Annotated in this window: 24 protein-coding genes and 3 tRNA genes; 16 read left to right on the plus strand and 11 right to left on the minus strand. The window is 70.9% G+C overall.

The features are described from left to right. Positions 1 to 124: 124 nt before the first annotated feature. The 9 genes from ACZ51D_RS08000 to rpmH form a co-directional block, all read right to left on the minus strand. Complete coding sequence (locus ACZ51D_RS08000) at positions 125 to 742, minus strand: GNAT family N-acetyltransferase (protein WP_360502510.1); 618 nt, start codon at positions 740 to 742, stop codon at positions 125 to 127. A 133-nt stretch (positions 743 to 875) separates the two neighbouring features. Then, the gene (locus ACZ51D_RS08005; protein WP_465615437.1) at positions 876 to 1,955 is read right to left on the minus strand and encodes a ParB/RepB/Spo0J family partition protein; all 1,080 of its coding nucleotides are present in this window, start codon (positions 1,953 to 1,955) and stop codon (positions 876 to 878) included. Next, the gene (locus ACZ51D_RS08010; RefSeq protein ID WP_396289032.1) at positions 1,952 to 3,001 is read right to left on the minus strand and encodes a ParA family protein; all 1,050 of its coding nucleotides are present in this window, start codon (positions 2,999 to 3,001) and stop codon (positions 1,952 to 1,954) included. The genes ACZ51D_RS08005 and ACZ51D_RS08010 overlap by 4 nt, the downstream gene beginning before the upstream one ends. Before the next feature lie 220 nt (positions 3,002 to 3,221). Beyond that, on the minus strand, positions 3,222 to 4,061 hold the full coding sequence (gene rsmG, locus ACZ51D_RS08015; protein WP_360502518.1) for a 16S rRNA (guanine(527)-N(7))-methyltransferase RsmG: 840 nt from the start codon (positions 4,059 to 4,061) through the stop codon (positions 3,222 to 3,224). 176 nt (positions 4,062 to 4,237) lie between these two features. Continuing rightward, positions 4,238 to 4,768: a Jag family protein gene (locus ACZ51D_RS08020; RefSeq protein WP_465661592.1), complete on the minus strand. Its 531-nt coding sequence runs from the start codon at positions 4,766 to 4,768 to the stop codon at positions 4,238 to 4,240. Between the two features lie 82 nt (positions 4,769 to 4,850). After that, positions 4,851 to 6,002, minus strand: coding sequence for a membrane protein insertase YidC (gene yidC, locus ACZ51D_RS08025; protein ID WP_360502524.1), 1,152 nt, complete (start codon positions 6,000 to 6,002; stop codon positions 4,851 to 4,853). After that, entirely contained in the window at positions 5,999 to 6,370 is a 372-nt protein-coding gene (yidD, locus tag ACZ51D_RS08030; protein ID WP_465615442.1) for a membrane protein insertion efficiency factor YidD, read from the minus strand. The genes yidC and yidD overlap by 4 nt, the downstream gene beginning before the upstream one ends. Then, positions 6,367 to 6,795 (minus strand): ribonuclease P protein component, encoded by a 429-nt coding sequence (gene rnpA, locus ACZ51D_RS08035; protein ID WP_465661594.1) that lies wholly within the window; start codon positions 6,793 to 6,795, stop codon positions 6,367 to 6,369. Before rnpA ends, yidD begins: the two co-directional genes overlap by 4 nt. A gap of 18 nt (positions 6,796 to 6,813) precedes the next feature. After that, the gene (gene rpmH, locus ACZ51D_RS08040) at positions 6,814 to 6,951 is read right to left on the minus strand and encodes a 50S ribosomal protein L34 (RefSeq protein WP_030392420.1); all 138 of its coding nucleotides are present in this window, start codon (positions 6,949 to 6,951) and stop codon (positions 6,814 to 6,816) included. 354 nt (positions 6,952 to 7,305) lie between these two features. Here rpmH and dnaA point away from each other — a divergent pair, with 354 nt between their 5' ends. The 13 genes from dnaA to ACZ51D_RS08105 all read left to right on the plus strand — a co-directional run bounded on the left by dnaA (position 7,306) and on the right by ACZ51D_RS08105 (position 22,656). Next, positions 7,306 to 9,153: a chromosomal replication initiator protein DnaA gene (gene dnaA / locus ACZ51D_RS08045; protein WP_465615445.1), complete on the plus strand. Its 1,848-nt coding sequence runs from the start codon at positions 7,306 to 7,308 to the stop codon at positions 9,151 to 9,153. A 967-nt stretch (positions 9,154 to 10,120) separates the two neighbouring features. Further along, entirely contained in the window at positions 10,121 to 11,251 is a 1,131-nt protein-coding gene (dnaN, locus tag ACZ51D_RS08050; RefSeq protein ID WP_360502531.1) for a DNA polymerase III subunit beta, read from the plus strand. Between the two features lie 188 nt (positions 11,252 to 11,439). Continuing rightward, entirely contained in the window at positions 11,440 to 12,315 is an 876-nt protein-coding gene (gene gnd / locus ACZ51D_RS08055; protein WP_465661596.1) for a phosphogluconate dehydrogenase (NAD(+)-dependent, decarboxylating), read from the plus strand. Positions 12,316 to 12,391: 76 nt separating this feature from the next. Beyond that, a complete protein-coding gene (recF, locus tag ACZ51D_RS08060) occupies positions 12,392 to 13,525 on the plus strand; it encodes a DNA replication/repair protein RecF (protein WP_360502537.1) in 1,134 nt (377 codons plus the stop codon). 121 nt (positions 13,526 to 13,646) lie between these two features. Beyond that, positions 13,647 to 14,195 carry a DciA family protein gene (locus tag ACZ51D_RS08065; protein WP_360502540.1) on the plus strand — a complete coding sequence of 183 codons (549 nt, stop codon included), beginning with the start codon at positions 13,647 to 13,649 and terminating at the stop codon, positions 14,193 to 14,195. Positions 14,196 to 14,463: 268 nt separating this feature from the next. Beyond that, on the plus strand, positions 14,464 to 16,479 hold the full coding sequence (gene gyrB, locus ACZ51D_RS08070) for a DNA topoisomerase (ATP-hydrolyzing) subunit B (RefSeq protein WP_465615449.1): 2,016 nt from the start codon (positions 14,464 to 14,466) through the stop codon (positions 16,477 to 16,479). A 113-nt stretch (positions 16,480 to 16,592) separates the two neighbouring features. Then, positions 16,593 to 19,157 (plus strand): DNA gyrase subunit A, encoded by a 2,565-nt coding sequence (gene gyrA / locus ACZ51D_RS08075; protein ID WP_465615858.1) that lies wholly within the window; start codon positions 16,593 to 16,595, stop codon positions 19,155 to 19,157. A 151-nt stretch (positions 19,158 to 19,308) separates the two neighbouring features. Then, on the plus strand, positions 19,309 to 20,031 hold the full coding sequence (locus ACZ51D_RS08080) for a DUF3566 domain-containing protein (protein ID WP_465661598.1): 723 nt from the start codon (positions 19,309 to 19,311) through the stop codon (positions 20,029 to 20,031). Positions 20,032 to 20,290: 259 nt separating this feature from the next. Next, positions 20,291 to 21,685: a class I SAM-dependent methyltransferase gene (locus ACZ51D_RS08085; RefSeq protein ID WP_465615451.1), complete on the plus strand. Its 1,395-nt coding sequence runs from the start codon at positions 20,291 to 20,293 to the stop codon at positions 21,683 to 21,685. A gap of 16 nt (positions 21,686 to 21,701) precedes the next feature. Beyond that, positions 21,702 to 21,778: transfer RNA gene (locus tag ACZ51D_RS08090), tRNA-Ile, on the plus strand. An 85-nt stretch (positions 21,779 to 21,863) separates the two neighbouring features. Then, positions 21,864 to 21,937: transfer RNA gene (locus ACZ51D_RS08095), tRNA-Ile, on the plus strand. Positions 21,938 to 22,285: 348 nt separating this feature from the next. Beyond that, positions 22,286 to 22,414, plus strand: coding sequence for a DLW-39 family protein (locus tag ACZ51D_RS08100; protein ID WP_014137031.1), 129 nt, complete (start codon positions 22,286 to 22,288; stop codon positions 22,412 to 22,414). 169 nt (positions 22,415 to 22,583) lie between these two features. Further along, positions 22,584 to 22,656 (plus strand) — tRNA-Ala (locus ACZ51D_RS08105). Between the two features lie 90 nt (positions 22,657 to 22,746). Here the strand turns inward: ACZ51D_RS08105 and ACZ51D_RS08110 are convergent. Then, positions 22,747 to 23,460 (minus strand): DUF5324 family protein, encoded by a 714-nt coding sequence (locus ACZ51D_RS08110; RefSeq protein WP_465615453.1) that lies wholly within the window; start codon positions 23,458 to 23,460, stop codon positions 22,747 to 22,749. Between the two features lie 227 nt (positions 23,461 to 23,687). On the opposite strand from ACZ51D_RS08110, the gene ACZ51D_RS08115 reads away from it, so the two are divergent. After that, positions 23,688 to 24,581 (plus strand): rhomboid family intramembrane serine protease, encoded by an 894-nt coding sequence (locus tag ACZ51D_RS08115; RefSeq protein WP_360498165.1) that lies wholly within the window; start codon positions 23,688 to 23,690, stop codon positions 24,579 to 24,581. 335 nt (positions 24,582 to 24,916) lie between these two features. Here ACZ51D_RS08115 and crgA read toward each other — a convergent pair whose 3' ends face one another. After that, positions 24,917 to 25,165, minus strand: a complete 249-nt coding sequence (gene crgA, locus ACZ51D_RS08120) for a cell division protein CrgA (protein ID WP_360498163.1) — start codon at positions 25,163 to 25,165, stop codon at positions 24,917 to 24,919. 173 nt (positions 25,166 to 25,338) lie between these two features. On the opposite strand from crgA, the gene ACZ51D_RS08125 reads away from it, so the two are divergent. Continuing rightward, positions 25,339 to 26,094 (plus strand): DUF881 domain-containing protein, encoded by a 756-nt coding sequence (locus ACZ51D_RS08125; protein WP_465615860.1) that lies wholly within the window; start codon positions 25,339 to 25,341, stop codon positions 26,092 to 26,094. A gap of 68 nt (positions 26,095 to 26,162) precedes the next feature. Beyond that, complete coding sequence (locus ACZ51D_RS08130; RefSeq protein ID WP_360498161.1) at positions 26,163 to 26,342, plus strand: hypothetical protein; 180 nt, start codon at positions 26,163 to 26,165, stop codon at positions 26,340 to 26,342. Positions 26,343 to 26,345: the final 3 nt, after the last annotated feature.

Genomic DNA, 26,345 nt, shown 5'->3' on the forward strand with positions numbered 1-26,345 from the left:
GCGGGGCGGCGCTAGCGGGCCGTGTTCATCTGGGGGGTGGCACGGCCGCCCCCCGGGGGGGGGGGCCCCCCCCCGGGCCCCCCCGCCGCCGTTCTCGTTCCTCCGCCTCCCGCACCGCCCGCGCTCAGAACGGTCGCAGCGCCGGCTCCTTGCGCCCGCCGCCGAGCAGCCGCTCCAGCGCCCCCTCCACGTCCCCCCGCCAGGAGAGCGTGGTCCGCGCCTCCAGCCGCAGCCGCGGGTAGCGGACGTGCGGCCGGACGGTCTTGAAGCCGACCGCGAGCAGGTGGTCGGCCGGCAGCACACAGCTGGTCGGCAGCCGTCCGGCCGAGCCGAAGGCCTCGATCGCCCGCACCCCGCGCCCGATCAGGTCCTTGGCCACCGTCTGCACCAGCACCCGGCCGAGCCCCTGGCGCTGGTAGCCCGGCAGCACCCGGCTGACCATCAGCTGAACGGCGTCCGGCGAGACCGGGCTGGTCGGGAAGGACTGCGAGCGGGGGACGTAAGCGGGCGGCGCGTAGAGCACGAACCCCGCGGGCTGGTCGTCCACATAGACGATCCGACCGCAGGAGCCCCACTCCAGCAGCACCGTGGAGATCCACCCCTCCTTCTCCAGCTCCGGCTTCCCGGACTCCACCGCCTCCTTCGCACTGACCGGGTCCAGCTCCCAGAACACACAGGAACGGCAGCCGTTCGGCAGGTCCCCGAGGTTGTCCAGCGTCAGCGGAGCCATCCGGCGTCCCATTGCCCGTACCTCCTCCTCCACCTCACCGTCGAGCATTCCCCCACGAACACCGATGGGTGCATGTTTCACGTGAAACAGCGCTCACGTGAAGCATGCACCCATCGGGTCGGTGCCCTCGGCCCCGAAGTCCGGCTCAACCCTGCGACAGCCGCAGACCGTCCTCGCCGGGGGCCATGCTGTCCAGGATCCGGTTGAGGTCCTCCACCGAACCGAACTCCAGCACCACCTTGCCCTTGCCCAGCTTGCCGCCACGCTGCGAGACCTCGACCTTGACCCGGGTGTCGAAACGGTCCGACAGCCGGCTCGCGAGGTCGTTGAAGGCCGGGGAGAGCAGCTTGCCCGCCTTGGGGGCCTGGCGCCTCGGCTTGTCCGCCTCGGTCTCCGCCGCCGAATTGATCATCATGACGATCTCCTCGACGTTGCGCACGCTCAGGCCCTCGGCGTTGATCCGGGCCGCCACCTGCTCCTGGCGCTCCGGGGCGGACAGGCCCAGCAGCGCCCTCGCGTGCCCGGCCATCACGGTGCCGGCCGCCACCCTGGTCTGGACGGTCGGCGGCAGCTTCAGCAGCCGCAGCGTGTTGGAGACGTGCGAGCGCGAGCGACCGACCCGGTCGGCCAGCTGGTCGTGGGTGCAGGAGAAGTCCCGCAGCAGCTGGTCGTAGGCGGCGGCCTCCTCCAGCGGGTTCAGCTCGGCGCGCTGCAGGTTCTCCAGGAGGGCGTCCAGCAGCAGCTTGTCGTCCTCGGTGGCCCGGACGATCGCCGGGATCCGCTCCAGCCCGGCCTCCCGGGAGGCACGCCAGCGGCGCTCGCCCATGATCAGCTCGAAGCTGTCGACACCGACCTGGCGCACCACGATCGGCTGGAGCAGACCGACCTCCTTGATGGAGGTCGCCAGCTCGGCCAGCTTGTCCTCGTCGAAGACCTCACGCGGCTGGCGCGGGTTGGGGGTGATCGCGTCCAGCGGCAGCTCGGCGAAGTAGGCACCCGCCGGCTGGGCCTGCTCGGCCTGCTTCTCCGCGGCCGCCCGGGCCGCCACCGTGCCGCGGCCACTCGGCAGCGGCGGCACCGAGGCCGGCGCCGTCCCGCCGTTCGCCCCCACCGGGGCCGGTGCGGGCGCGGCTGTCGCAGACTTCGCCGCCGCCTCGCCGTCCACCGGCGCGGCGGGGCGGATCAGCGCCTCCAGCCCTCGACCCAGACCCCTGCGACCACTCACTGATGACCCTCCGTCGTGCCGTGCTGTGCCACCGGGGCGCCGTGCCCCTGCTGGCCGTCCCGCCGCTGACTCACCAGCGAGCCGCCCTCGCCCACCGCACGCAGCGCGAGCTCGCGGGCGGCCTCCAGGTAGGAGAGCGCCCCGGTCGAGCCCGGGTCGTAGGTGAGCACCGTCTGCCCGTAACTGGGCGCCTCCGAGATGCGCACCGAGCGCGGGATCGCCGTGCTCAGCACCTCTTGCGGGAAGTGGGTCCGGACCTCCTCGGCGACCTGGGCCGCCAGCCTGGTCCGGGCGTCGTACATGGTGAGCAGGATCGTCGACACGTGCAGCGCGGGGTTGAGGTGCGCGCGCACCAGCTCGACGTTGCGCAGCAGCTGGCCGAGGCCCTCCAGCGCGTAGTACTCGCACTGGATCGGGATCAGCACCTCCTGGCCGGCGACCAGGGCGTTGACCGTCAGCAGGCCCAGTGAGGGCGGGCAGTCGATCAGGATGTAGTCGAGCGGCTGCTCGTAGGCCGCGATGGCACGCTGGAGCCGGCTCTCCCGGGCCACCAGGGAGACCAGCTCGATCTCTGCGCCGGCCAGGTCGATGGTGGCGGGGACGCAGAACAGTCCCTCGACGTCGTGCACCGGCTGCACCACGTCGGCCAGCGGCTTGCCCTCCACCAGGACGTCGTAGATGGACGGCACCTCGGCGTGGTGGTCGATGCCCAGCGCCGTGGAGGCGTTGCCCTGCGGGTCGAGGTCGACGACCAGGACGCGCAGCCCGTGCATGGCCAGCGAGGCGGCCATGTTCACGGTGGTGGTGGTCTTGCCCACCCCGCCCTTCTGGTTGGCGACCACGATCACCCGGGTCGCGGCGGGCCGGGGCAGCCCCTCACCCGCTCGGCCGATCGCCTGAACCGCAGCCTGGGCAGCCCGTGCGATGGGCGTGTCATCGATCTGGTCGATGGTCTCCGAGTCCTGCATGGGGGTCAGTGTTTCACGTGAAACCGGAGCGGCAACAGTCGCCGCCCGGAAGAGGCCGAGCCCGCGGCGGAGCCGCAGATCAAGACTGTCCGAGAGCAAGGAGCGACGTTTCACGTGAAACACCATGCCCGCTATGCCGGAAATCTGACGTTGCGACACTCCGGTCTCCCCGGGGCGCCTCCCGGCCGGAGGCCTGGGGAGACCGGGTCCGTCGGTCACCCGAACGACGACGGGCGGACGCTCCTCCCGTTCAGGAGGCCCGTCCGCCCGTCTCCGTTCGTGTCCGGTGTCGCCCGGATCAGCGGGTGCGGCGCCGCCCGCCCCGGGCGCCCCGCTCGCCGTTGCGGGCGGTCGCGTTGCGGCCCGCCCGGGCCGCCTTGGCCCGCCGGGTCGCGGCCTTCACACCGCCGGGGCTCTCCCCCGCCTTGACCTGGACCACCCGGGTCGAAGTCTCCAGAGTGCCTTCGCCGACCGAGATCACGCTCCACTCGACCGCGCCCAGCTTGGCCAGCCCGGCGCGCGAGTCGGCCAGCTCCTGCTCCGCGCTGTCCCCCTTGAGCGCCAGCATCTGACCGTGCGGGCGCAGCAGCGGCATGCCCCAGCCGGCCAGCCGCTCCAGCGGCGCCACCGCCCGGGCGGTCACCACGTCCACCGCGAGCTTGCCGACCATCTCCTCGGCGCGACCACGCAGCACCGTGACGTTGTCCAGCCCGAGCTCCCGGACGACCTCCTCCAGGAAGGTGGTCCGGCGCAGCAGCGGCTCCAGCAGCGTCACCGAGACGTCCGGACGGGCCAGCGCCACCGGGATGCCGGGCAGCCCGGCGCCGGAGCCGACGTCGCACAGGGTGATGCCGCCGGGAAGCAGCTCGGCCAGCACCGCGCAGTTGAGCACGTGGCGGTCCCAGAGCCGGGGCACCTCGCGCGGCCCGATCAGCCCGCGCTGGACACCCGCGGTGGCCAGCAGCTCCGTGTAGCGGACCGCGGCGTCGAAGCGATCGCCGAAGACCTCCTGGGCGGCGGCCGGCGCCTCACCCGGCCCGGCCACCTCGCTCGGCTCAGCCACCTCGGCGGCCCGCCCCTCGGCGGCCGGGTCCACGTCCGCCCCCGGCCGGCCGGCAGCCGCGTTCTCCGTGTCCATCTCGACCTCTCCGATCCCCGGATCCACCGACCCGCTCAACGCACTGTTTCACGTGAAACGTCTCCCGCGGGTCGCTCCCCGCGGAAGGGACGACGACCCCGCCCGCACGAGGCGGACGGGGTCGCGTCCGGTGAAGCTCTCCGGCCGCCTCGGCGGCCGGTCATCGACAGCCGGCCTCAGGCCGGCAGCACGACCACGCACCGCTGGGGCTCTTCGCCCTCGGACTCGCTGCGCAGACCGGCCGCGGCGACCGCGTCGTGGACGACCTTGCGCTCGAACGGCGTCATCGGACGCAGCTTGACCTGTTCGCCGCTGCTCTTCGCCTGCTCGGCGGCCTCGGCGCCGAGCGTGGCCAGCTCGGTGCGCTTGCGGGCCCGGAAGCCGGCAATGTCCAGCATGAGGCGGCTGCGCTCGCCGGTCTCCCGGTGGACAGCCAACCGGGTCAGCTCCTGCAGCGCCTCCAGCACCTCGCCGTCCTGGCCGACCAGGCGCTGCAGCGCGCGGTCGTTGCCGTCGCCGACGATGGAGACCAGGGCGCGGTCGCCCTCGACGTCCATGTCGATGTCACCGTCGAGGTCGGCGATGTCGAGCAGACCCTCCAGGTAGTCCGCCGCGATGTCCCCCTCCTGCTCCAGGCGGGTGATGACGCTCTCGTCGGCGCTGGCGACGGCCTCGGCCTCGACGGCGGAGGTGGTGCCTTCCGTCACTGATGGACTCCTTCGGAGATGGGCCCGTCTGGCGGGCCGGGAACGAAGCTCTTCGCGGCTGTCCTGACCGGCCCGGGGCCGGTCAGGACTTCCTCTTCGGCCGCTGGCCGCCGCCACGCTTCGGCTGCTGCCGGGTGCCCTGCTTGGTACCGGTCGGCTTGGCCGCGCCCTGCTTGGCGGCCTCGGGCTTGGCCTCCGGCTCGACCGGGACGGCGTCGACGGGCTCCTCGGCCTCGGTGTCCTTGCTCAGCTCGGCCGTCGGGTGTCCGCCCTGCTGGCGCTGCGACTTGGACTGCCGGCGGGGCTGCTGGCGACGTGCCTGCACCGACTCCTCGACCACCGCGGAGGCGGTCGCCGCGGCGGTGATGGCCTCCTTGGACGGGGGCAGCATGCCCCAGAGCGCGCCCTTGATCTCCGTGCCGTCCGGACGCAGTCGGCCCGCCTTCTTCAGCCGCGCCTGGCGCTCCTGGAAGGCCTTGCTGCCCGGGGTCGGGTTGTTGTGGATGACGATCAGCTGCTGGCCCATCGACCACACGTTGGTGGTCAGCCAGTAGACCAGGACACCCACCGGGAAGTTGATGCCCATCACGGCGAACATGACCGGGAAGACGTACATCAGCATCTTCTGCTGCTGCATGAACGGCGTCTTCACCGTGAGGTCGACGTTCTTGGTCATCAGCTGGCGCTGGGTGACGAACTGCGACAGCGACATCATGATGATCATCACCGCGGTGACGATCTTGACACTGGTCTCGCTGCTGCTGACGAAGGTCGCGGAGAGCGGGGCACCGAAGATGTGTGCCTTGCCGGCGCTCACCAGCAGGTCGCCGTGGATGACGCCGATGTCGTGGCCCTTGGCGACCTTGGCGAGCACGCCGTAGAGGGCGGTGAAGAACGGCGCCTGCACGAGGATGGGAAGGCAGCTGGAGAACGGGTTGGTACCCGCCTCCTTGTACAGCTTCATCATCTCTTCGGACTGGCGCTGCCGGTCGTTCTTGTAGCGCTCCTGGATGGCCTTCATCTTCGGCTGGATCGCCTGCATGGCCCGGGTCGCCTTGATCTGCTTCACGAAGAGCGGGATCAGGCAGATCCGGATGACGACCACCATCGAGGCGATGGCCAGACCCCAGGCCCAGCCACCGTCCGGGTCAAAGACGTTGCTGTACAGCGAGTGGAACTGGACGATGATCCAGGACACCGCTGTGTACAGGGGATTCAGGAAGGAGAAGGTCACCGGTCAGGCTCCTTGGACAGGTGGATTGGCCGCACGGGACCAATGGTCGCCGGGCCCTCGGGGTCCGGACCGGCGGGGGTGGCGGTCACCGGATCTCCGGTGGCGGACCGGCTCTTCAGCCAGTCTCGCAACCGCCGGTGCCACACCGGATGCTTACGCGGCGGGACGTGATCGACCCCGCCGGGCGTCCACGGATTGCAGCGCAGGATGCGCCAGGCGGTCAGTCCGCCGCCCTTGACCGCCCCGTGCACCTTCACGGCCTCGAAGCCGTAGTGCGAGCAGGAGGGGTAGTAGCGGCACACCGGACCGAGCAGTGGGCTGATCGTCCACTGGTAGACCCTGATCAGACCCATCAGCAGGTACTTCATCGCCCTGCTCCCGTCGGCACCGTGGCAGCGGGCTCGGCCTTCAGCAACCGCTTCAGCGCCGCGTCCAGGTCACGCTCGAGATCCTGGTACGAGGCGGACGCGGCCTGGGGCAGCGCACGCACCACTATCAGGCTACCGGCGGGCAGCCTGGACAGACGATCACGAACGAGATGGCGCAACCTGCGCTTCACCAGGTTGCGGACGACCGCCGGGCCAACGGCCTTGCTCACGACGAAACCCGCACGCGCCGAAGGAGTCCCCTCGGCGACGTGCGGGCGGGAGTCGCTGGTCCGGTCGGTCTGCCCCTGGGGGTCACCATCTCTGCTGAGATGGACGACCAGAAGGGGCCGACCTGCCCGGCGACCGCGTTTCACCGCGGTCGCGAAGTCCTGGCGCCGCCGCAGCCGATTCTCGGAGGGCAGCACAACAGACTCTGGCGCGGATCAGGCGGACAGGCTGGTGCGGCCCTTGCCACGGCGGGCGGCCAGGATGGCACGGCCGGCGCGGGTACGCATACGCAGCCGGAAGCCGTGGGTCTTCGCGCGGCGACGGTTGTTCGGCTGGAAGGTGCGCTTGCTCACTCGGGGGCTCCTGAGGTGAATCGTAGGATGACGGGAAGTCGCTTGGCCGTCACCGTGCGTCCGCGTGATCTCCCCTGATATCGGAAATCCGGCCCATCGCCCCAGTTCGGCTGGGGTTTGAGGCAATCCACGGCGCCCGTGCTGCGCGCCTTATGGAGCGGGTGGACCCGCGGACATGCGGCAGCGGCCATCGACAACTCGACCTGGTTACGGTACGCGGGACGAGGGCCGAGGGTCAAACCAGCCGTCTGCGACCCGCTTTACCCACAGCCTGTGGACAACGACTTGATCCGGCCCTGTTCGCTGACTACCGTTGCAGAACTTGTCTGGTTTGTTCTTGGAAAGCGTGCACCAGTGGCTGATGTCAACAGCGACCTCGTCCCGGTCTGGGCCAGGGTCGTCGAGCGGCTGGTCAACGACCCCGATGTCGGGGAGATGGACAAGCAGTGGGTGCAGCGCACCCAGCCGATGTGGATGATGCACGACACCGCCCTGCTGGCGACCCCGAACGAGCGGGCCAAGCAGGTGCTCGAGGGCCGGCTGCTGCCGCAGCTGACCGAGGCCCTCAGCCGCGAGCTCAGCCGACCGGTCCGGATCGCCGTGATGGTCGACGCCAACGCCGTACCGACCACCCCCGCCCCCCAGGCCCCTGAGCCGTACCCGGGCCCGGCCGAGGACACCGGCGGCTACGGCGGCCAGGACTACCAGCAGCAGTACGAGCAGGACCAGCCCTACGAGCAGCGCCAGCCGTACGAGCAGGACCAGCCCTACGGGCAGGACTACGAGCGGCCCCGCTACGACACCGGCGGCTACGAGCAGCGCCCGGCACCGTACGGCGGCCCGTCCGGCGGCCCGCAGGGATGGCCTGGCTACCAGGAGCAGGGGCCCGGCCACTACGAGTCCGACGAGCCCGCGGCCCGTCCGGCGCCGCGCCCCCTCCCGGGCCCGCCCGCGACCACCCAGGGCGACCTCTTCGGCGGCGCCTACGGCCCCGGCCCGAACGAGCAGCCCCGCGGCGGCGCCGGCCGCCGGTCCGCGGGCTCCCGGCCCTCCGGCGGCCGCCCGGCGGAGAAGGCCGGCCCGGAGCGGTCCGGCGACCGTCCCGGCGTCCCCGGCGTGCCCGCCCCGCCCGGCGCTCCCCCGGCCGGCGGCTCCCGCAAGGACGAGCCGGCCGCCCGGCTGAACCCCAAGTACCTGTTCGACACCTTCGTCATCGGCGCCAGCAACCGCTTCGCGCACGCGGCGGCGGTGGCGGTCGCCGAGGCTCCGGCCAAGGCCTACAACCCGCTCTTCATCTACGGCGAGTCCGGGCTGGGCAAGACCCACCTGCTGCACGCCATCGGGCACTACTCGCGCAGCCTCTTCCCGGGCACCCGGGTGCGCTACGTGTCCTCGGAGGAGTTCACCAACGAGTTCATCAACTCGATCCGGGACGGCAAGGCGGACACCTTCCGCCGCCGCTACCGGGACATGGACATCCTGCTCGTGGACGACGTTCAGTTCCTCGCGAGCAAGGAGTCCACGCAGGAGGAGTTCTTCCACACCTTCAACACCCTCCACAACGCGAACAAGCAGATCGTCCTCTCGTCGGACCGGCCGCCCAAGCTGCTGACCACGCTGGAGGACCGGCTGCGCAACCGCTTCGAGTGGGGTCTGATCACCGACGTCACCCCGCCGGAGCTGGAGACCCGGATCGCGATCCTGCGCAAGAAGGCGATCCAGGAGCAACTCAACGCTCCCGCCGACGTGTTGGAGTTCATCGCGTCCCGGATCACCCGCAACATCCGGGAGCTGGAGGGCGCCCTGATCCGGGTCACCGCCTTCGCCAACCTCAACCGGGCCCCGGTGGACCTGGAGTTGGCCGGGATCGTCCTCAAGGACCTGATCCCGGGCGGGGACGAGGACGCCGGCCCGGAGATCACCGCGCAGGTCATCATGCAGCAGACCGCCGCGTACTTCGGCCTGGGCGTGGACGACCTCTGCGGATCCTCGCGCAGCCGCGTGCTGGTGACGGCCCGCCAGATCGCCATGTACCTGTGCCGGGAGCTCACCGACCTGTCGCTGCCGAAGATCGGCGCGCAGTTCGGCGGCCGCGACCACACCACGGTGATGCACGCGGACCGCAAGATCCGCTCGCTGATGGCCGAGCGCCGCTCGATCTACAACCAGGTCACCGAACTCACCAACCGCATCAAGAGCTAGCCGCCGCGGCACACCGTCGCGACACCCGCCGCGACACCTCCGCACAGCGCTGCCCGGAGGGCGTCAGGAGCGATCCTGACGCCCTTTCGGCATATCCACGGGTGTGTATCCGGCGCCGGCTGGGCAGGGATGTGGTCGACGGATGATGTGCCAGTCCACAGCCCGCGCCGAACAACTGACCGGTGATTCGAAAACCCGGGGCGCGCAAGGCCGTTGTCCACAGGACGGACGCCTTCCCCGTAGTCCACAGGCCGGGGCGTCCGGAGTTATCCAGAATTCGTCCACAGGCCGGTCGCCGCTACGCTCTTCCGCGCAGGTCAGGTGCCTGTGGACTTGTGCACAACGGTTATCCACAGGGTGTGGACAATTGACGGCCTGCCAGTGGGCCATCCGGGTTGTCCACCGGTTGTCCCCAGGCTGGAGGCGGTTATCCCCAGGTTGTCCACAGCATCGTCCACAGTTCGACAACCGTGTGCCGGTGTTCATACCCTGGTGTGAAAGGCGTCACGAAAAGTTGACCGGCGCCCGTGGATAACCGGGCCCGGATCTGGGGATAGCCCTGGGGATAACCTGTGGATACCCAGCGTGCCCTGTGGGTAACGCTCGGCTGTCCACAGCGCGGCCTGCCCGTCCACAGCCGCCGTCCACACCCACTGTGGACAAAATTCGGGCCCTGACCTGCGGAAACGAGGTTATCCACGGTTTCCACAGGCCCTACTACTACCACTACACAGTTAGACCATGAACCTGCTTTCAAAGTGGGTGGGCCCCAAATCTGTGGACAACCGCTCCCCGACATCTGTTCGGGTTGCTTCCGCCCGTCTGCCCCGTCTGTCGGCGGAGTACGTCAGACTGTCCTTGCGACTGGAAGCGGAGTGAGCAGAGCTCGGCGGACAGCCCAACCGACGATCAAGATCAGACGAACCAGAGTGCGAGCGGGAGCGCTCGATCCAGGAGGCGGTTACCGGTGAAGTTCCGGGTGGAGCGTGACGTCCTCGCGGAGGCGGTGGCCTGGGCTGCCCGCAGCCTCCCGGCACGGCCGCCGGTGCCGGTGCTGGCCGGCCTGCTGCTGACGGCACAGGAGGGCAGCCTGGCCCTGTCCGGCTTCGACTACGAGGTCTCGGCCCGGGTCGAGCTCGAGGCGGACGTCGAGGAGGCCGGCACCGTCCTGGTCTCCGGTCGACTGCTGAACGACATCTCCCGCAACCTTCCCAACAGGCCTGTGGAGATCTCCACCGACGGCCAGCGGGTCAGCGTGGTCTGCGGCAGCTCCCGCTTCACCCTCCCCACCCTCCCGGTGGACGAGTACCCGGCCCTGCCCCAGATGCCGACCGCCACCGGCACCGTCTCCGGGGACGTCTTCGCCTCCGCGGTCAGCCAGGCCGCCGTCGCCGCCGGCCGGGACGACACCCTGCCGGTGCTCACCGGCGTCCGGGTCGAGATCGAGGGCGACCGGATCACCCTGGCCGCCACCGACCGCTACCGCTTCGCCGTCCGCGACCTGCTGTGGAAGCCCGAGCAGTCGGACATCTCCGCGGTCGCCCTGGTCCCCGCCAAGACCCTGCAGGACATCGCCAAGTCCCTGGGCAGCGGCGACACCGTCTCCATCGCGCTCTCCTCGGGCGGCGCGGGCGAGGGCCTGATCGGCTTCGAGGGCGCCGGCCGCCGGACCACCACCCGGCTGCTGGAGGGTGAGTTCCCCAAGTTCCGCAGCCTCTTCCCGACCGAGTTCAACGCGATCGCCGCGATCCAGACCCAGCCCTTCCTGGAGGCGCTCAAGCGCGTCTCGCTGGTCGCCGAGCGCAACACCCCGGTCCGCCTCAACTTCGAGGAGGGCGTGCTGACCCTGGAGGCCGGTTCGGGCGACGACGCCCAGGCCACCGAGCGCATCGAGGCCTCCCTGGAGGGCGACGCCATCTCGATCGCCTTCAACCCGGGCTACCTGGAGGAGGGCCTCAAGGCCATCGACTCCGCCTACGCCCAGCTCAGCTTCACCACCCCGACCAAGCCCGCACTGCTCAGCGGCAAGGTCTCGGTGGACGCCGAGGAGGACAAGGCCTACCAGTACCTGATCATGCCGGTCCGCCTCTCCGGCTGATGCCGAGGATCGGCTGATCCCGTTCCGCGTGACCGTCCACAGGCTGTGCACACCCGCTGTGCACAGCCTGTGGACGTCTCCCCCGGTCGGCCCGACCGCAGGCGGGCCACGGCGGTTCAGCGCGTAGGCTCAAGGAGCGCGGCAACGGCGCCGCCGGCAGGCACGTCACCACAGGTAAGGACTTGGTCATGGAGCTCGGCCTCATCGGTCTCGGCAAGATGGGCGGCAACATGCGCGAGCGGATCCGCCGCGCCGGCCACACCGTCATCGGCTACGACCGCAACCCGGACATCTCCGACGTCGAGAGCCTGCAGGAGCTCGTCAGCAAGCTGCAGGGCCCGCGCGTGGTCTGGGTGATGGTCCCGGCCGGCGCCGCCACCCAGGCGACCGTCGACGAGCTCGCCGAGCTGCTCTCCCCCGGCGACGTGGTGGTCGACGGCGGCAACTCCCGCTGGACGGAAGACATCAAGCACGCCGAGTCGCTGGCCGCCAAGGGCATCGGCTTCGTCGACTGCGGCGTCTCCGGCGGCGTCTGGGGCCTGGAGAACGGCTACGCGCTGATGTACGGCGGCGACGCCGAGCACGTCGCCAAGGCCAAGCCGGTCTTCGACGCGCTCAAGCCCGAGGGCGACTTCGGCTCGGTGCACGCGGGCGCGGTGGGCGCCGGCCACTTCGCCAAGATGGTCCACAACGGCATCGAGTACGCGATGATGCAGGCCTTCGCCGAGGGCTGGGAGCTGCTGGAGGCCGCCCCCGAGGTCACCGACGTGCGCGAGGTCTTCCGCAGCTGGCAGGAGGGCACCGTCATCCGCTCCTGGCTGCTGGACCTGGCCGTCCGCGCCCTGGACGACGACGAGCACCTGGCCAAGCTCAAGGGCTGGGCCGCCGACTCCGGCGAGGGCCGCTGGACCGTCGAGGCCGCGATCGACCACGCCGTGCCGCTGCCGGCGATCACCGCCTCGCTGTTCGCCCGCTTCGCCTCCCGCCAGGACGACTCGCCGCAGATGAAGATGATCGCCGCGCTGCGCAACCAGTTCGGCGGCCACGCGGTCGAGTCGAAGTAGTCCCTATCGGGGCGCAGGCCCCACCCGGGGCGCAGGCCCCGGCTCCATCCACAGAAGGCGGGCGCAGTCCACAGCCATGCACGTCGCGCATCTGTCGCTCGCCGACTTCCGGTCGTACGCCCGGGTCGAGGTGCCCCTCGACCCGGGCGTGACGGCGTTCGTGGGGCCCAACGGCCAGGGCAAGACCAACCTGGTCGAGGCGATCGGCTACGTCGCCACCCTGGGCAGCCACCGGGTCGCCACCGACGCCCCGCTGATCCGGCTGGGCGCCGAGCGGGCGGTGATCCGCACCTCGGTGGTGGACCGCGGCCGATCCACCCTGGTCGAGCTGGAGCTGACTCCGGGCAAGGCCAACCGGGCCCGGATCAACCGCTCCGACAACGTCCGCCCGCGCGACGTGCTGGGCCTGCTGCGCACCGTGCTGTTCGCCCCCGAGGACCTCAGCCTGGTCAAGGGCGACCCGGGCGAGCGCCGGCGCTTCCTGGACGAGCTGCTGACCGCCCGCGCGCCCCGGCTGGCCGGCGTGCGGCAGGACTACGAGCGGGTGCTCAAGCAGCGCAACGCCCTGCTGAAGACCGCCGCGATGGCCCGCCGGGCCGGTGGCGGCAAGGGCGCGGACCTGTCCACCCTGGAGGTCTGGGACGGTCACCTGGCGCGCGCCGGCGCCGAGTTGACGGCCTTCCGGATCCAGCTGGTGGCCGCCCTGCAGCCGCTGGTGACGGCCGCGTACGGGCAGCTGGCCCCCGGCGGCGGCGAGACCACCCTGGAGTACCGCAGCTCCTTCGAGGGCGAGCTGCCGACCAGCCGCGAGCAGGCCGAGGAGCAGCTGCTGGGGGCGCTGCAGGCGGCCCGCAAGCAGGAGGTCGATCGCGGCCTCACGCTGGTCGGCCCGCACCGGGACGAGCTGGTGCTCAAGCTCGGCCCGCTGCCCGCCAAGGGCTACGCCAGCCACGGCGAGTCCTGGTCGTACGCGCTCGCGCTGCGGCTGGCCTCGTACGAGCTGTTGCGCGCCGACGGCGGTGAGCCGGTGCTGATCCTGGACGACGTGTTCGCCGAGCTGGACGCGGCCCGCCGGGACCGGCTGGCCGAACTGGTGGCCGACGGCGAGCAGGTGCTGGTGACCGCGGCGGTCGCCGAGGACGTGCCGAAGGCGCTGGCCGGTGCCCGGTTCACGGTCTCCGACGGCGCCGTGCGCCGCATCGACGCCTGACCGCGCACCCGTTCCACGACCCCCGCCGCGATCCGCGGCCGCCGAGCGCTCCCGTAGGCTGGAGGGCTCGGCGGGCGTGCGACCGCGACCGTTGTCCACAGGCTGGGGAAAGGAGATCGCCGTGAGCGAGCCGGCGGAGAACTCCCCCCAGCCCGGCACCCCCGGTACCCCCGAGCCGACCGGTGCCGATCTCGCCCGCTCCGCGCTGCGGGCGGCCCGCGCCCAGGCCCGCCAGCGCGGCGAGCAGGTCCGGGAGAAGCGCGAGGCCAAGCGGCACGGCCTGCGCAGCGGGGCCCGTTCGGACGGACGCGACCCGGTCCCACTGGGCGCGGCGCTGAACCGGTTGCTGACCGAGCGCGGCTGGGAGTCCTCGGCCGCCGTCGGCGGGGTGATGGGCCGCTGGCCGCAGATCGTCGGCCCGGACATCGCCGCGCACTGCCACCCCTCCTCCTACGACGAGGCCGCCGCGGTGCTCACCGTGCAGTGCGACTCCACCGCGTGGGCCACTCAACTGCGGTGGCTGGCGCGGCAGTTGGTGGCCCGTCTGAATCACGAGCTGGGCCACGGCACGGTCAAGACCATCAAGGTGCTGGGCCCGGCGGCGCCCGCCCGCGGCTACGGCCGGCTGCGTGCGCCGGGGAGCAAGGGGCCGGGCGACACCTGGGGGTGACCGGAACGCCGGTCCGTCGGCGGCGGCGCGGATCGGACGGCGATCTTCCGGAACCCCTGACAGCCCTCCCAGGAGCTCTGGGGCCCCCGGGCGAGTATCGGGACATGTGCAGAGGGGATTCAGGGCGGCGTATCTGCCTTCAAGGGCTGCCAAACGCCCATCTCTGTCAGTCGTACCGGTAGACTGAAAGCCAAACACTGTTGCTAGTGGCAACCGAGTCGAAACGCCGTGGTCGCACGCTCGCCCGCACGGGGCGGGGATGCGGCCCGTGCTGTGCCAGAGAGGGCGCTTCGTGGCCGATTCCGGCAACCCCAGCCAGACCCCAGACCAGTCCGACCAGGCTTCCTACACCGGTAGCAACATCCAGGTGCTGGAAGGCCTCGACGCCGTCCGCAAGCGCCCCGGCATGTACATCGGTTCCACCGGCGAGCGCGGCCTGCACCACCTGGTGCAGGAGGTCGTGGACAACTCCGTCGACGAGGCGATGGCGGGGTACGCCGACACCATCGACGTCACGATCATGGCCGACGGCGCGGTCCGGGTGGTCGACAACGGCCGAGGCATTCCGGTCGACATCGTCCCCGGGCAGGAGAAGCCGGCCGTCGAGGTCGTGCTCACCGTGCTGCACGCGGGCGGCAAGTTCGGCGGCGGCGGCTACGCGGTCTCCGGCGGTCTGCACGGCGTCGGCGTCTCCGTGGTGAACGCGCTCTCCACCCGCCTCGCGGTCGAGATCCTCCGGGACGGCCACCGCTGGACCCAGGACTACAAGATGGGCGCGCCGGTCGCCCCCCTGGTCAAGGGCGAGGCCACCGAGCGCACCGGGACCATCGTCACGTTCTGGGCCGACCCGGACATCTTCGAGACCACGGTCTACTCCTTCGAGACGCTCTCCCGGCGCTTCCAGGAGATGGCGTTCCTCAACAAGGGCCTGACCATCTCGCTGACCGACGAGCGCCCGGAGCACGCGGACGAGGACGGCAACCCGCTCTCCGTCACCTACAAGTACGACGGCGGCATCGCGGACTTCGTCACCCACCTCAACTCCCGCAAGGGCGAGGTGATCCACCCCTCGGTGATCGACTTCGAGGCGGAGGACAAGGACAAGACGATCTCCGTCGAGGTCGCCATGCAGTGGAACTCCTCGTACACCGAGGGGGTCTACAGCTTCGCCAACACCATCCACACGCACGGCGGCGGTACCCACGAGGAGGGCTTCCGCGCCGCGCTGACCGGCCTGGTGAACCGCTACGCGCGGGACAAGAAGCTGCTCCGCGACAAGGACGACAACCTCTCCGGCGAGGACATCCGCGAGGGTCTGACCGCGATCATCTCGGTCAAGCTCGGCGAGCCGCAGTTCGAGGGCCAGACCAAGGACAAGCTCGGCAACACCGAGGCGAAGACCTTCGTCCAGCGGGTCGTCCACGAGCAGCTGAACGACTGGCTGGACCGCAACCCCAACGAGGCCGCGGACATCATCCGCAAGTCCATCCAGGCCGCCACCGCGCGCGTCGCCGCCCGCAAGGCGCGCGACCTGACCCGGCGCAAGGGCCTGCTGGAGAGCGCCTCGCTGCCGGGCAAGCTGAGCGACTGCCAGTCCAAGGACCCGTCCGAGTGCGAGATCTTCATCGTCGAGGGTGACTCCGCAGGCGGCTCGGCCAAGCAGGGCCGCGACCCGCGCATCCAGGCGATCCTCCCGATCCGCGGCAAGATCCTGAACGTCGAGAAGGCCCGGATCGACAAGGTGCTGCAGAACACCGAGGTCCAGGCGCTGATCTCGGCCTTCGGCTGCGGCATCCAGGAGGACTACGACGAGTCCAAGCTCCGCTATCACAAGATCGTCCTGATGGCGGACGCCGACGTCGACGGGCAGCACATCCGCACCCTGCTGCTGACCCTGCTGTTCCGCTTCATGCGGCCGCTGGTCGAGTCCGGGTACGTGTACCTGGCGATGCCGCCGCTGTACAAGATCAAGTGGGGCAAGGACGACTTCGACTACGTCTACTCCGACCGCGAGCGCGACGCCACCATCGCGGCAGGCGTCGCGGCCGGGCGCCGGCTGCCCAAGGACGACGCGATCCAGCGCTTCAAGGGTCTCGGCGAGATGAACGCCGAGGAGCTCCGGATCACCACCATGGACCAGGCCCACCGCCTGCTGCAGCAGATCACCCTGGAGGACGCGGCCCGTGCCGACGACCTCTTCTCCGTCCTGATGGGCGAGGACGTCGAGGCCCGCCGCTCCTTCATCCAGCGCAACGCCAAGGACGTCCGCTTCCTGGACGTGTGACGGGGCCCGCCCCTGCCAGCACGGTCCAGTCACGCGTGAAAGGAAACTGACCACCAGTGGTCGACGACAACCGTCCCGACGGCGAGCAGCCGGACGCCAGCACCGCCACCACCCTGTCTGACAGCGAGGCGGGCTTCGTGTCCCGGGTCGAGCCGATCGAGCTCGAGACCGAGATGCAGCGCTCGTACCTCGACTACGCGATGAGCGTCATCGTGAGCCGCGCGCTGCCCGAGGTCCGCGACGGCCTCAAGCCGGTGCACCGGCGCGTGCTCTACGCGATGTACGACGGCGGGTACCGCCCCGAGAAGGGCTACTACAAGTGCGCCCGCGTCGTCGGCGACGTGATGGGCAACTACCACCCGCACGGCGACACCTCGATCTACGACACCGTGGTCCGCCTGGCCCAGCCGTGGTCGCTGCGGATGCCGCTGGTGGACGGCAACGGCAACTTCGGCTCCCCGGGCAACGACCCGGCCGCGGCCATGCGCTACACCGAGTGCAAGCTGATGCCGCTGGCCATGGAGATGATGCGCGACATCGACGAGGAGACCGTCGACTTCGCCGCCAACTACGACGGCCGCTCGCAGGAGCCCACCGTCCTGCCCGCGCGCATCCCCAACCTGCTGGTCAACGGTGCCACCGGCATTGCGGTCGGCATGGCCACCAACATCCCGCCGCACAACCTGCGCGAGGTCGCCTCCGGTGCCCTCTGGGCGCTGGAGCACCCGGACTCCTCCAACGAGGAGCTGCTGGACGCCCTGATCGAGCGGATCAAGGGCCCGGACTTCCCGACCGGCGCCCTGATCGTCGGCCGCCGCGGCATCGAGGAGGCGTACCGCACCGGGCGCGGCTCGATCACCATGCGCGCGGTGGTCGAGGTCGAGGAGATCCAGGGCCGCCAGTGCCTGGTGATCACCGAGCTGCCGTACCAGGTCAACCCGGACAACCTCGCGTTGAAGATCGCCGACCTGGTCAAGGACGGCAAGGTCGCCGGCATCGCCGACGTCCGCGACGAGTCCTCCTCGCGCACCGGCCAGCGCCTGGTGATCGTGCTCAAGCGCGACGCCGTCGCCAAGGTCGTGCTGAACAACCTCTACAAGCACACCGACCTGCAGACCAACTTCGGCGCCAACATGCTGGCCCTGGTCGACGGCGTGCCGCGCACGCTCTCGCTCGACGCCTTCATCCGGCACTGGGTCAACCACCAGGTCGACGTCATCGTCCGACGCACCACCTTCCGCCTGCGCAAGGCCGAGGAGCGCGCCCACATCCTGCGCGCGCTGCTGCGCGCCCTGGACATGATCGACGAGGTCATCGCGCTGATCCGGGCCTCGGCGAGCGCCGACGCCGCCCGCACCGGCCTGATGGGCCTGCTCGACATCGACGAGCTCCAGGCCAACGCCATCCTGGAGATGCAGCTGCGCCGCCTGGCCGCCCTCGAGCGCCAGCGGATCATGGACGAGCACGACGAGCTGCAGCGCAAGATCGACGAGTACAACGCGATCCTGGCCTCGCCGACCCGCCAGCGGGAGATCATCTCCGAGGAGCTCACCGCGATCGTCGAGAAGTACGGCGACGAGCGGCGCTCCACCCTCATCCCCTCCGACGGCGACCTCTCCATCGAGGACCTCATCGCCGAGGAGGACATCGTCGTCACGATCACCCGTGGCGGCTACGTCAAGCGGACCCGCTCCGACCTCTACCGCTCGCAGAAGCGCGGCGGCAAGGGCGTGCGCGGTGCCCAGCTGAAGCAGGACGACATCGTCGACCACTTCTTCGTGACGACGACCCACAACTGGATCCTGTTCTTCACCAACAAGGGCCGGGTCTACCGCGCCAAGGGCTACGAGCTGCCGGACGCCGGGCGCGACGCCCGCGGCCAGCACGTGGCCAACCTGCTGGCCTTCCAGCCGGAGGAGCACATCGCCCAGGTGATGGCCGTCCGGACCTACGAGGACAAGCCGTACCTGGTCCTCGCGACCCGGGCCGGTCTGGTGAAGAAGTCCGCGCTGAAGGACTACGACTCCCCGCGCTCCGGCGGCCTGATCGCGATCAACCTGCGCCAGGACGAGGAGGGCCGGGACGACGAGCTGATCGGCGCCGAGCTGGTCTCCGCCGAGGACGACCTGCTGCTGGTCTCCAAGAAGGCCCAGTCGATCCGCTTCACCGCGACCGACGACGCCCTGCGCTCCACCGGCCGCGCCACCTCCGGCGTCAAGGGCATGGCCTTCCGCGAGGACGACGAGCTGCTCTCGATGAACGTCGTCCGCCCGGGAACCTACGTCTTCACCGCCACCGACGGCGGGTACGCCAAGCGCACCGGTGTGGACGAGTACCGTGTCCAGGGACGCGGCGGCTACGGCACCAAGGCGGCGAAGATCGTCGAGGGCCGGGGCTCGCTCGTCGGCGCGCTCGTGGTCGACGAAACCGACGAGATCATGGCGATCACCCTCTCGGGTGGGGTGATCCGCACGAGGGTTTCCGAGGTTCGTGAAACCGGACGTGACACGATGGGCGTCCAACTGATCAACCTCGGAAAGCGCGACGCTGTCGTGGGCATGGCCCGCAACGCCGAAGCCGAGGACGAGGAGCCGGCGGAGGACGAGATCGCCGGCACCGAGTCCACCGAGCCGGCCGAGGGTGCGGAGACGGCGGTCGACGGAGACGTCGAGGCCTGAACCGAACCGCAGACCGGTGTCGCCGCGTCCCCCACAGTGGGCGTGGCGACACCGGACGCCGACCAGTTCCGGGCAATCCCGCCGGGCGCTGGATGACGAGTGACGAAGCAGGGCGGCGCCGCCGCCCTGGTGGGAAGTGCGGGAGGACCAGGTGAGTGGAGCCACGGGTGCTGCGGGAGGGACCTCCGGCGGCCGTCCGGGCGCGCAGGGCGGGGGTTCGTACGGCGTCCCGCAGCCGCCGACCGAGCACTCGACCGCGTCCACCTCGCTGATGCCGCAGGCCGGCGGCGCGGGTCAGGGCGGCGCGGCCTACGGTGGCCAGACGCCCCCGCCGCCGGGGGGCTCCCCGGCGGCCGGCTCGGGGGGCTTCTCCCAGCCGACCACGTACGCCAAGGGGCAGCCGACCCCGCCCCGGGGCACCCCCGTTCCCGGAGCGGCGCGCCGCCCCGCCGGAGCGCCCGCGGCCCCGCCCGCGGCGGCGGCCGCCGCCGCGGGCCTCGGCCGGACCCGCAAGGCCCGGCTGCGGGTGACCAAGGTCGACCCGTGGTCGGTGATGAAGGTCAGCTTCCTGCTGTCGCTGGCCGTCGGCATCATCATCATCGTGGCCTCGGCGGTGCTGTGGATGACGCTGGACTCGCTCGGCGTCTTCGACTCGCTGACCAAGACCCTCAAGGACGTCACGGGCTCGGACAGCAACGGCGGCCTCAACCTGATGGACTACGTCGGCTTCGGCAAGGTGATGACCTTCACCACGCTGATCGCCGTGGTCGACGTCGTCCTGCTGACCGCCCTGTCCACCCTCTCCGCGTTCATCTACAACGCGGCGGCCGGCTTCACCGGCGGCATCGAGCTGACCCTGGCCGAGGAGGACTGATCCCGGCCGGATCCTGACTCACACTCAGTTTCCCGTCCACGGACGGAATGTACGGGCCCCACCGACTGTTGCAGCCGGTGGGGCCCGTCGGCATTCGGGTGACAGCCGGCACCCCGCGGCGTGCCGCCCGGAATCCGGTCGGCCGCGGTGGGATTTGCTGGGTGGCGCCCGTTCCGCGCCTGGGAGTGCCGCAGGCCGCCCCCGGTCCGTACGGCCGGGTCAGGAGAGGTTCAGCAGGACGACTGGACGGAGGCGCGCGGTGGCGAAGCTCGCAGGTCAACTGGTCGAGGCCCTGGACGGGCTGTTGGGGGTCCCGGCACCGCTGCGGGTGCAGGCCTGGGACGGCAGCGTCGCCGGGCCGCCGGGGGCCCCCACCGTGGTCCTGCGCAACCGCCGGGCACTGCGCCGGCTGCTCTGGCAGCCGGGCGAGCTGGGCCTGGCCCGGGCCTACGTCTCGGGGGACCTGGAGATCGCCCCCGGCACCGACCTCTACGAGGTGCTCTCGGTGGTCGGTCGGTTCGCCGAGCGGCCGGAGATCCGCACGCTCCACCTCGGGCCGCGCGACGTCGTCGGCGCCAAGGGCCGACAGGTCCTCGCGGCCCTCCTGCGGGCCGGGGCGCTCGGCCCCGAGCCGGCCCCGCCCCAGGAGGAGGTCAGGAAGGCCGAGGGGCGGCTGCACAGCCGCCACCGGGACCGTGCGGCCATCAGCCACCACTACGACGTCGGGAACGACTTCTACGGCCTCGTGCTGGGCCCCTCGATGGTCTACTCGTGCGCCTACTGGACGCCGGAGGCGAAGAGCCTGGAGGCCGCCCAGGAGGCCAAGCTCGACCTGATCTGCCGCAAGCTCGGCCTGCGGCCCGGGATGCGGCTGCTCGACGTCGGCTGCGGCTGGGGATCGCTGCTGCTGCACGCGGCGGAGCACTACGGCGTCACCGCGGTCGGCGTCTCCATCTCCAGGGAACAGGTCGCGCTGGCCCGTGCGCGGGTCGAGGAGGCCGGCCTGGCCGACCGGGTCGAGGTCCGCCTCCAGGACTACCGGGAGATCACCGACGGGCCGTTCGACGCGATCTCCAGTGTCGGGATGGCCGAGCACGTCGGCGCCGAGCAGTACCGGGTCTACGCCGAGGGCCTGTACCGGCTGCTGGCGCCCGGCGGCCGGCTGCTCAACCACCAGATCGCCCGCCGCCCCGACCACCCCGGTGAGCCGTACCGCGCCAGCCCCTTCATCGACCGCTACGTCTTCCCCGACGGTGAGCTCTCCCCCGTCGGTTCCACCGTGGCCCGGCTCGAGGAGGCCGGCTTCGAGGTCCGGGACGTCGAGTCGCTGCGCGAGCACTACGGGCTGACCCTGCGCGAATGGGTGGCCAACCTCGAGGCGCACTGGACGGAGGCGGTCCGGCTGGTCGGCCGCGGCCGGGCCCGGGTCTGGCGGCTGTACATGACGGCCTGCGCGCTCGCCTTCGAGCAGAACCGGATCGGGATCAACCAGGTCCTCGCCGTCCGCAGCACCGAGGAGGGCGCGGCGGGCCTCCCGTCGACCCGCGAGCAGTGGCTGCTGCGACCCGCCGCCCTCCCGCCGCGGCCGACCGCCGGGATCCACGCCGCAGGCCGGGCCGACCCGGATTTGGGGGATCGGCCGTCGGTCCGCTAATCTTTCAGTGCGGCAAGGGCCTATAGCTCAGACGGTTAGAGCGCTTCCCTGATAAGGAAGAGGCCACAGGTTCAAGTCCTGTTAGGCCCACCACCGCGAAGGCCCCGGAGTGATCCACTCCGGGGCCTTCGACGTTTTCGCGGATCGGGCGGATTCCGGTACGCTCTCTGTTCGGCGAGGGCCTATAGCTCAGACGGTTAGAGCGCTTCCCTGATAAGGAAGAGGCCACAGGTTCAAGTCCTGTTAGGCCCACCTCCCCGAAGGGCCCGGAGTGATCCACTCCGGGCCCTTCGGCGTTCCCGCCCGCTCGTGCCCCTCGGGAGGCCCGGCGGACCGGGCCTGACCGGGGATTCCCGGGCCGGCCGCACGCCGGCGCGGCGCCCGGCAGAAGGTGCTGCGTCAATCCTCGGACCGGACCGCCGGGTTGGCCGCACCGGTGGCTGGTCACGATTGGGATACCGGTGTGTATCATCGGCCGCAAGGGCAGTCTGGCACCCGGCCGCCCGTTTGCGCTCGAAACACATCTGGACTCGTCGGACCGGTCAATCCGGCCGGATCCGGCTCTTGAGTCCGTCAACGCAAGAAGGACGAGGTCCCGCGGTGAAGAAGCTTCTCCTGGTCGCCCTGGTCGCCCTCGGCGGCTTCTTTGTCTACCGTCAGGTCCAGGCGGACCGCGCCGAGCAGGACCTGTGGACCGAGGCCACCGACCCGGTCCCGGCCGGTCGCTGAGCCCCGGGCGATCTGACGATCGACGGTCTTCGGAGGCGCCGACCCGCGCCTCCCGGGCCGGCCGGCCCGGTCTACCGACCGGACCGGCCGGTCCCCTTCAGGGGACGGCGCTGGGAAACGCGCCGGAACCCGGTACGCTAGTGCCCGTTGGCACCGGCGGTGCCGTCGAGGGGCATTAGCTCAGTTGGTAGAGCGCTGCCTTTGCAAGGCAGATGTCAGGAGTTCGAGTCTCCTATGCTCCACAGTTCACAGCAGTCGCCGATCGGCCGCTGACCAGGATCCTGGTCAGCGGCCGATCGGCGTTTCCGGGCCTCGCCGCGTCTTCCGCACGGTCAGTCCGTCGTGGGGCCCTCGTCGTCGACGGGTTTGCCGGGCTCGACGGCTTCGGCCTCGGGACCGGAGCCGTTCACCGGGGCGGTGGCGGCGTGCGCGCCGGCCGGCCGGGACTCCTGCGCCGCCGGGGGCTCGACCAGCCACTCCGGGTTGCTGTGCCGGCGCCACCACTGCCAGGCCACCAGGCCGCTGCCGATCGCCACAAGGCCGGCCACGGCGAGGCCGGTGGCCCAGCCGTTGCACCGTTCCTTCCGGGCGTTCCGGGCGGCCAGCTCGCTGATCTCGGCCGAGCTGACGTGGCCGTGCAGGGCGGTCAGCGCGGCGGCTCCCCGGGTCTGGGCCTCCTGGGCGACCGGGACGACCGCGGCGCGGGCGTCGTCGACCGCCTGGGCCACCCTGGGGACGACCGTGGTGCGCGCCTGGTCCGCGGCCCGGGCGGCGGAGATGCGGGCCGCCAGGGCGGCCTCCTGGGCCCGGTGGAGGGCCTTCAGGGCTTGCTGCTGGGCCTCCGGCGGCAGGCTGGCGAAGGCATGGCCGAACTGTGGGGCGAGGTGCTTGTCGTACTGGACGCGGAGATTGTGGCCGGCCTGGGTGGCCATCGGTCCGAGGGCGTCCAGGGCGGGGCCGAGGCGTTGCTTGGCGCCCTCCGCGACCTGTGCGGCGGTGTCCCGGGTCCTGGTGGCCGTCTCACGGGCTGAGTCCGAAAAGCTCACGAGTCTCTCCTCCTGGGTGGCGTCCTTTATGCACATATCCACCTGAATGCTGATCATGCATCCTGATTTGTCCGATGGCACGTCGGGTGGGCCGTACGCGGTCCCCCGGGAGCTGTGGCTCGGTGGGGCGTTCGGGTGGGGCGGGATGCGGCGGAGCGGGCCGTGGGGCGGGGGTGCGGCAGTAGGCTGACTTTTTTGGAGGTCGTGAACCGGAAGGGGACCCGCTGATGCGCCCGGACGAGCCGCGGTCGTCGGCCGATCGGTCCCCGGAGGCCGGGTTGCCCGGCTGCCACCGACACCCCCAGGTGCCCACCGGGGTCTCCTGCACCCGCTGCGAGCGGCCGATCTGCCCGCAGTGCATGGTGACCGCCGCGGTGGGCTTCCAGTGCCCCGAGTGCGTCGGCACGGGGCACGCGGGGACCCGGCGGGCGACCACCCGGTTCGGCGGGGCGCCGACCGTCGACGGCGGGCTGGTCACCAGGCTGCTGATCGGGACCAACGTGGTGGTCTGGCTGCTGGCCGCCTACGTGCTCACGCCACGGCTGGGCCAGACCTGGTCGCTGTTCAGCGCCGGACGGGACGTCCTCGGCGGTCCGGCCGGCCTCGCCGACGGCCCGGACCAGTGGTACCGGCTGCTGACCGCCACCTTCCTGCACCTGGAGTGGTGGCACATCGGGCTGAACATGCTGGTGCTGCTCCGGCTCGGTCCGCCGCTCGAGGAGGCGCTCGGCCGGCTCCGCTTCCTGGCCCTCTACCTGCTCTCCGGTCTGGGCGGCAGCACCTTCGGCTTCCTGGTGGCCGGCGACTTGATGAACTCGGTGGGGGCGTCCGGGGCGATCTTCGGGCTGATCGGCGCCACGATCGTGATGCAGCTGCGGAACAAGGGCCCGCTGGCCATGGTGATGGCGTTCCTGGTCTTCAACCTGGTCGTCACCTTCTCGCGTCCCGGCATCGACTGGCGGGCGCACCTGGGCGGCCTGGCGGTGGGCGCGCTGACCGCGGCCGGCCTGATGTACGCCCCGCGCGAGCGCCGCGGCCTGGTCCAGGGGCTGACGGTGGCCGGGGCGCTGGCCCTGGAGGCGGGGATGCTGCTGATCGGGATGTCGCTCTACGGCGCCTGAGGACTCGGGCGTTTGTCCACAGCGGGTGCGGGGTTGTGCACAGGCTGTGCGTCGCCCCCGGTGCGGACGGCTGTTCTACGCGTGTCCTGCTGTGCGATTTCCCCGGTTCCCGGGATGGTGCGCACGGCTGTGGGCGGTTCCCCCGGGAAAGTTATCCACAGGCTGGGGAGACTTTTCCCCAGTGTGGATAACCATGTGGATAAGCCTGACAGTCCGATGGTGGGGATAACCGACCGGATGCCCGCCCGCGTCCGGGCACGCCTGACCGCCGCCCCGGGACGAGCGATCCGGAGCGGCGGGAATCGGCCCTTCCGGGCCTCAGGACGAGCGGGTCGTCACTTCCACTGGGTGGAGACGCCGAACCCCGCGGCGATGAAGCCGAAGCCGACCAGGATGTTCCAGTTCCGCCAGCTCTCGACCGGGTAGGTGCCGCTGGTCACGTAATAGGTGACGATCCACACCAGGCCGATCAGGAACAGTGCCAGCATCAGCGGCGCGACCCAACCGCGGCCCGAGCTGATCTTCACCGCGGCCGCGGTCGGCGGGGTGTAGTCGGACTTCTTGCGGAGTCGAGACTTCGGCACGAGGGGTTCTCCTGTCGATGCGCTGGAAGACCGCGCAGGGGTGCAGCGGGTGAGTCGGTCGGCGGTCGGCCGTGGGAACGCACTGAGGGACGCTCCGCACGTGCCACCGGCGTCCGTTAGCGTAGTGGCTCGGCGGGTCCTGAGGAGATAAGGGTACGGTGACTAATTTGTCGATTCCCCCTGAGCCGGTCCGTACCCGCCGCTCCGATATCCGAATTGTCGGACGTGCCCTGACCTGCGCGGTCTTCGCGCTCGCCGGACTGCTCTTCTACATCAGCGCGCAGACCGCCCGCGGCACCGACCTGCGGACCGACAACTCGCTGCTGAGCCTCGGCGACGTGATCCGCCAGCGCAGCGCGCAGAACCAGCAGGCGCAGTCCCAGCTCGCCGACCTCCAGGCCCGTGCCCAGGACCTCACCGAGCAGCAGGGCCACAGCCCCGCCGACGCGGCGCAGCTGGACGGCCTGCGGCTCGGCGCCGCCCTGGAGCCGCTGCAGGGCGGCGGACTGAGCGTCACCCTCAACGACGCCCCGCCGAACGCCACCGCGCGCATCCCCGGCGTTCCCGAGCCCGGCGTCAACGACCTGGTCATCCACCAGCAGGACATCCAGGCCGTGGTCAACGCGCTGTGGCGGGGCGGCGCGGAGGGCGTGCAGGTGATGGACCAGCGGCTGATCTCCACCAGCGCCGTCCGCTGCGTCGGCAACACCCTGCTGCTGCAGGGCCGGGTCTACTCCCCGCCGTACGTGGTCAAGGCGGTGGGGAAGACCGAGGCGCTGCGCTCGGCCGTCGACGCGGACCCGACGATCCGCAACTACCTGAAGTACGTCCAGGCGTACGGGCTGGGCTGGAAGGTCCAGGAGAGCGGCGACCTGACGCTGCCGGGCTACTCCGGCACCACCGAGCTGCGGTCGGCGGGCGGGCAGTAGCGGACCGGCCTCGCGGCCGTGGAAGCCGGGTCTACTCTTGACCCAGCCTGCTACGACGAGGGAGCACCATGTACGGCTTCATCTGGCGTCACCTCCCGGGGAACACCCTGATCAAGGCCGTCCTTTCGGTGCTCCTCATCCTGGGGATCGTCTACCTGCTCTTCACCTACGTCTTCCCGTGGGCGGAACCGTTGCTCCCCTTCGGTGACGTCACAGTGGACGGCGGCGACGGCGCCGCGGCCGGTTGAACC

The sequence above is a fragment of the Kitasatospora sp. NPDC033851 genome, from assembly GCF_055576085.1.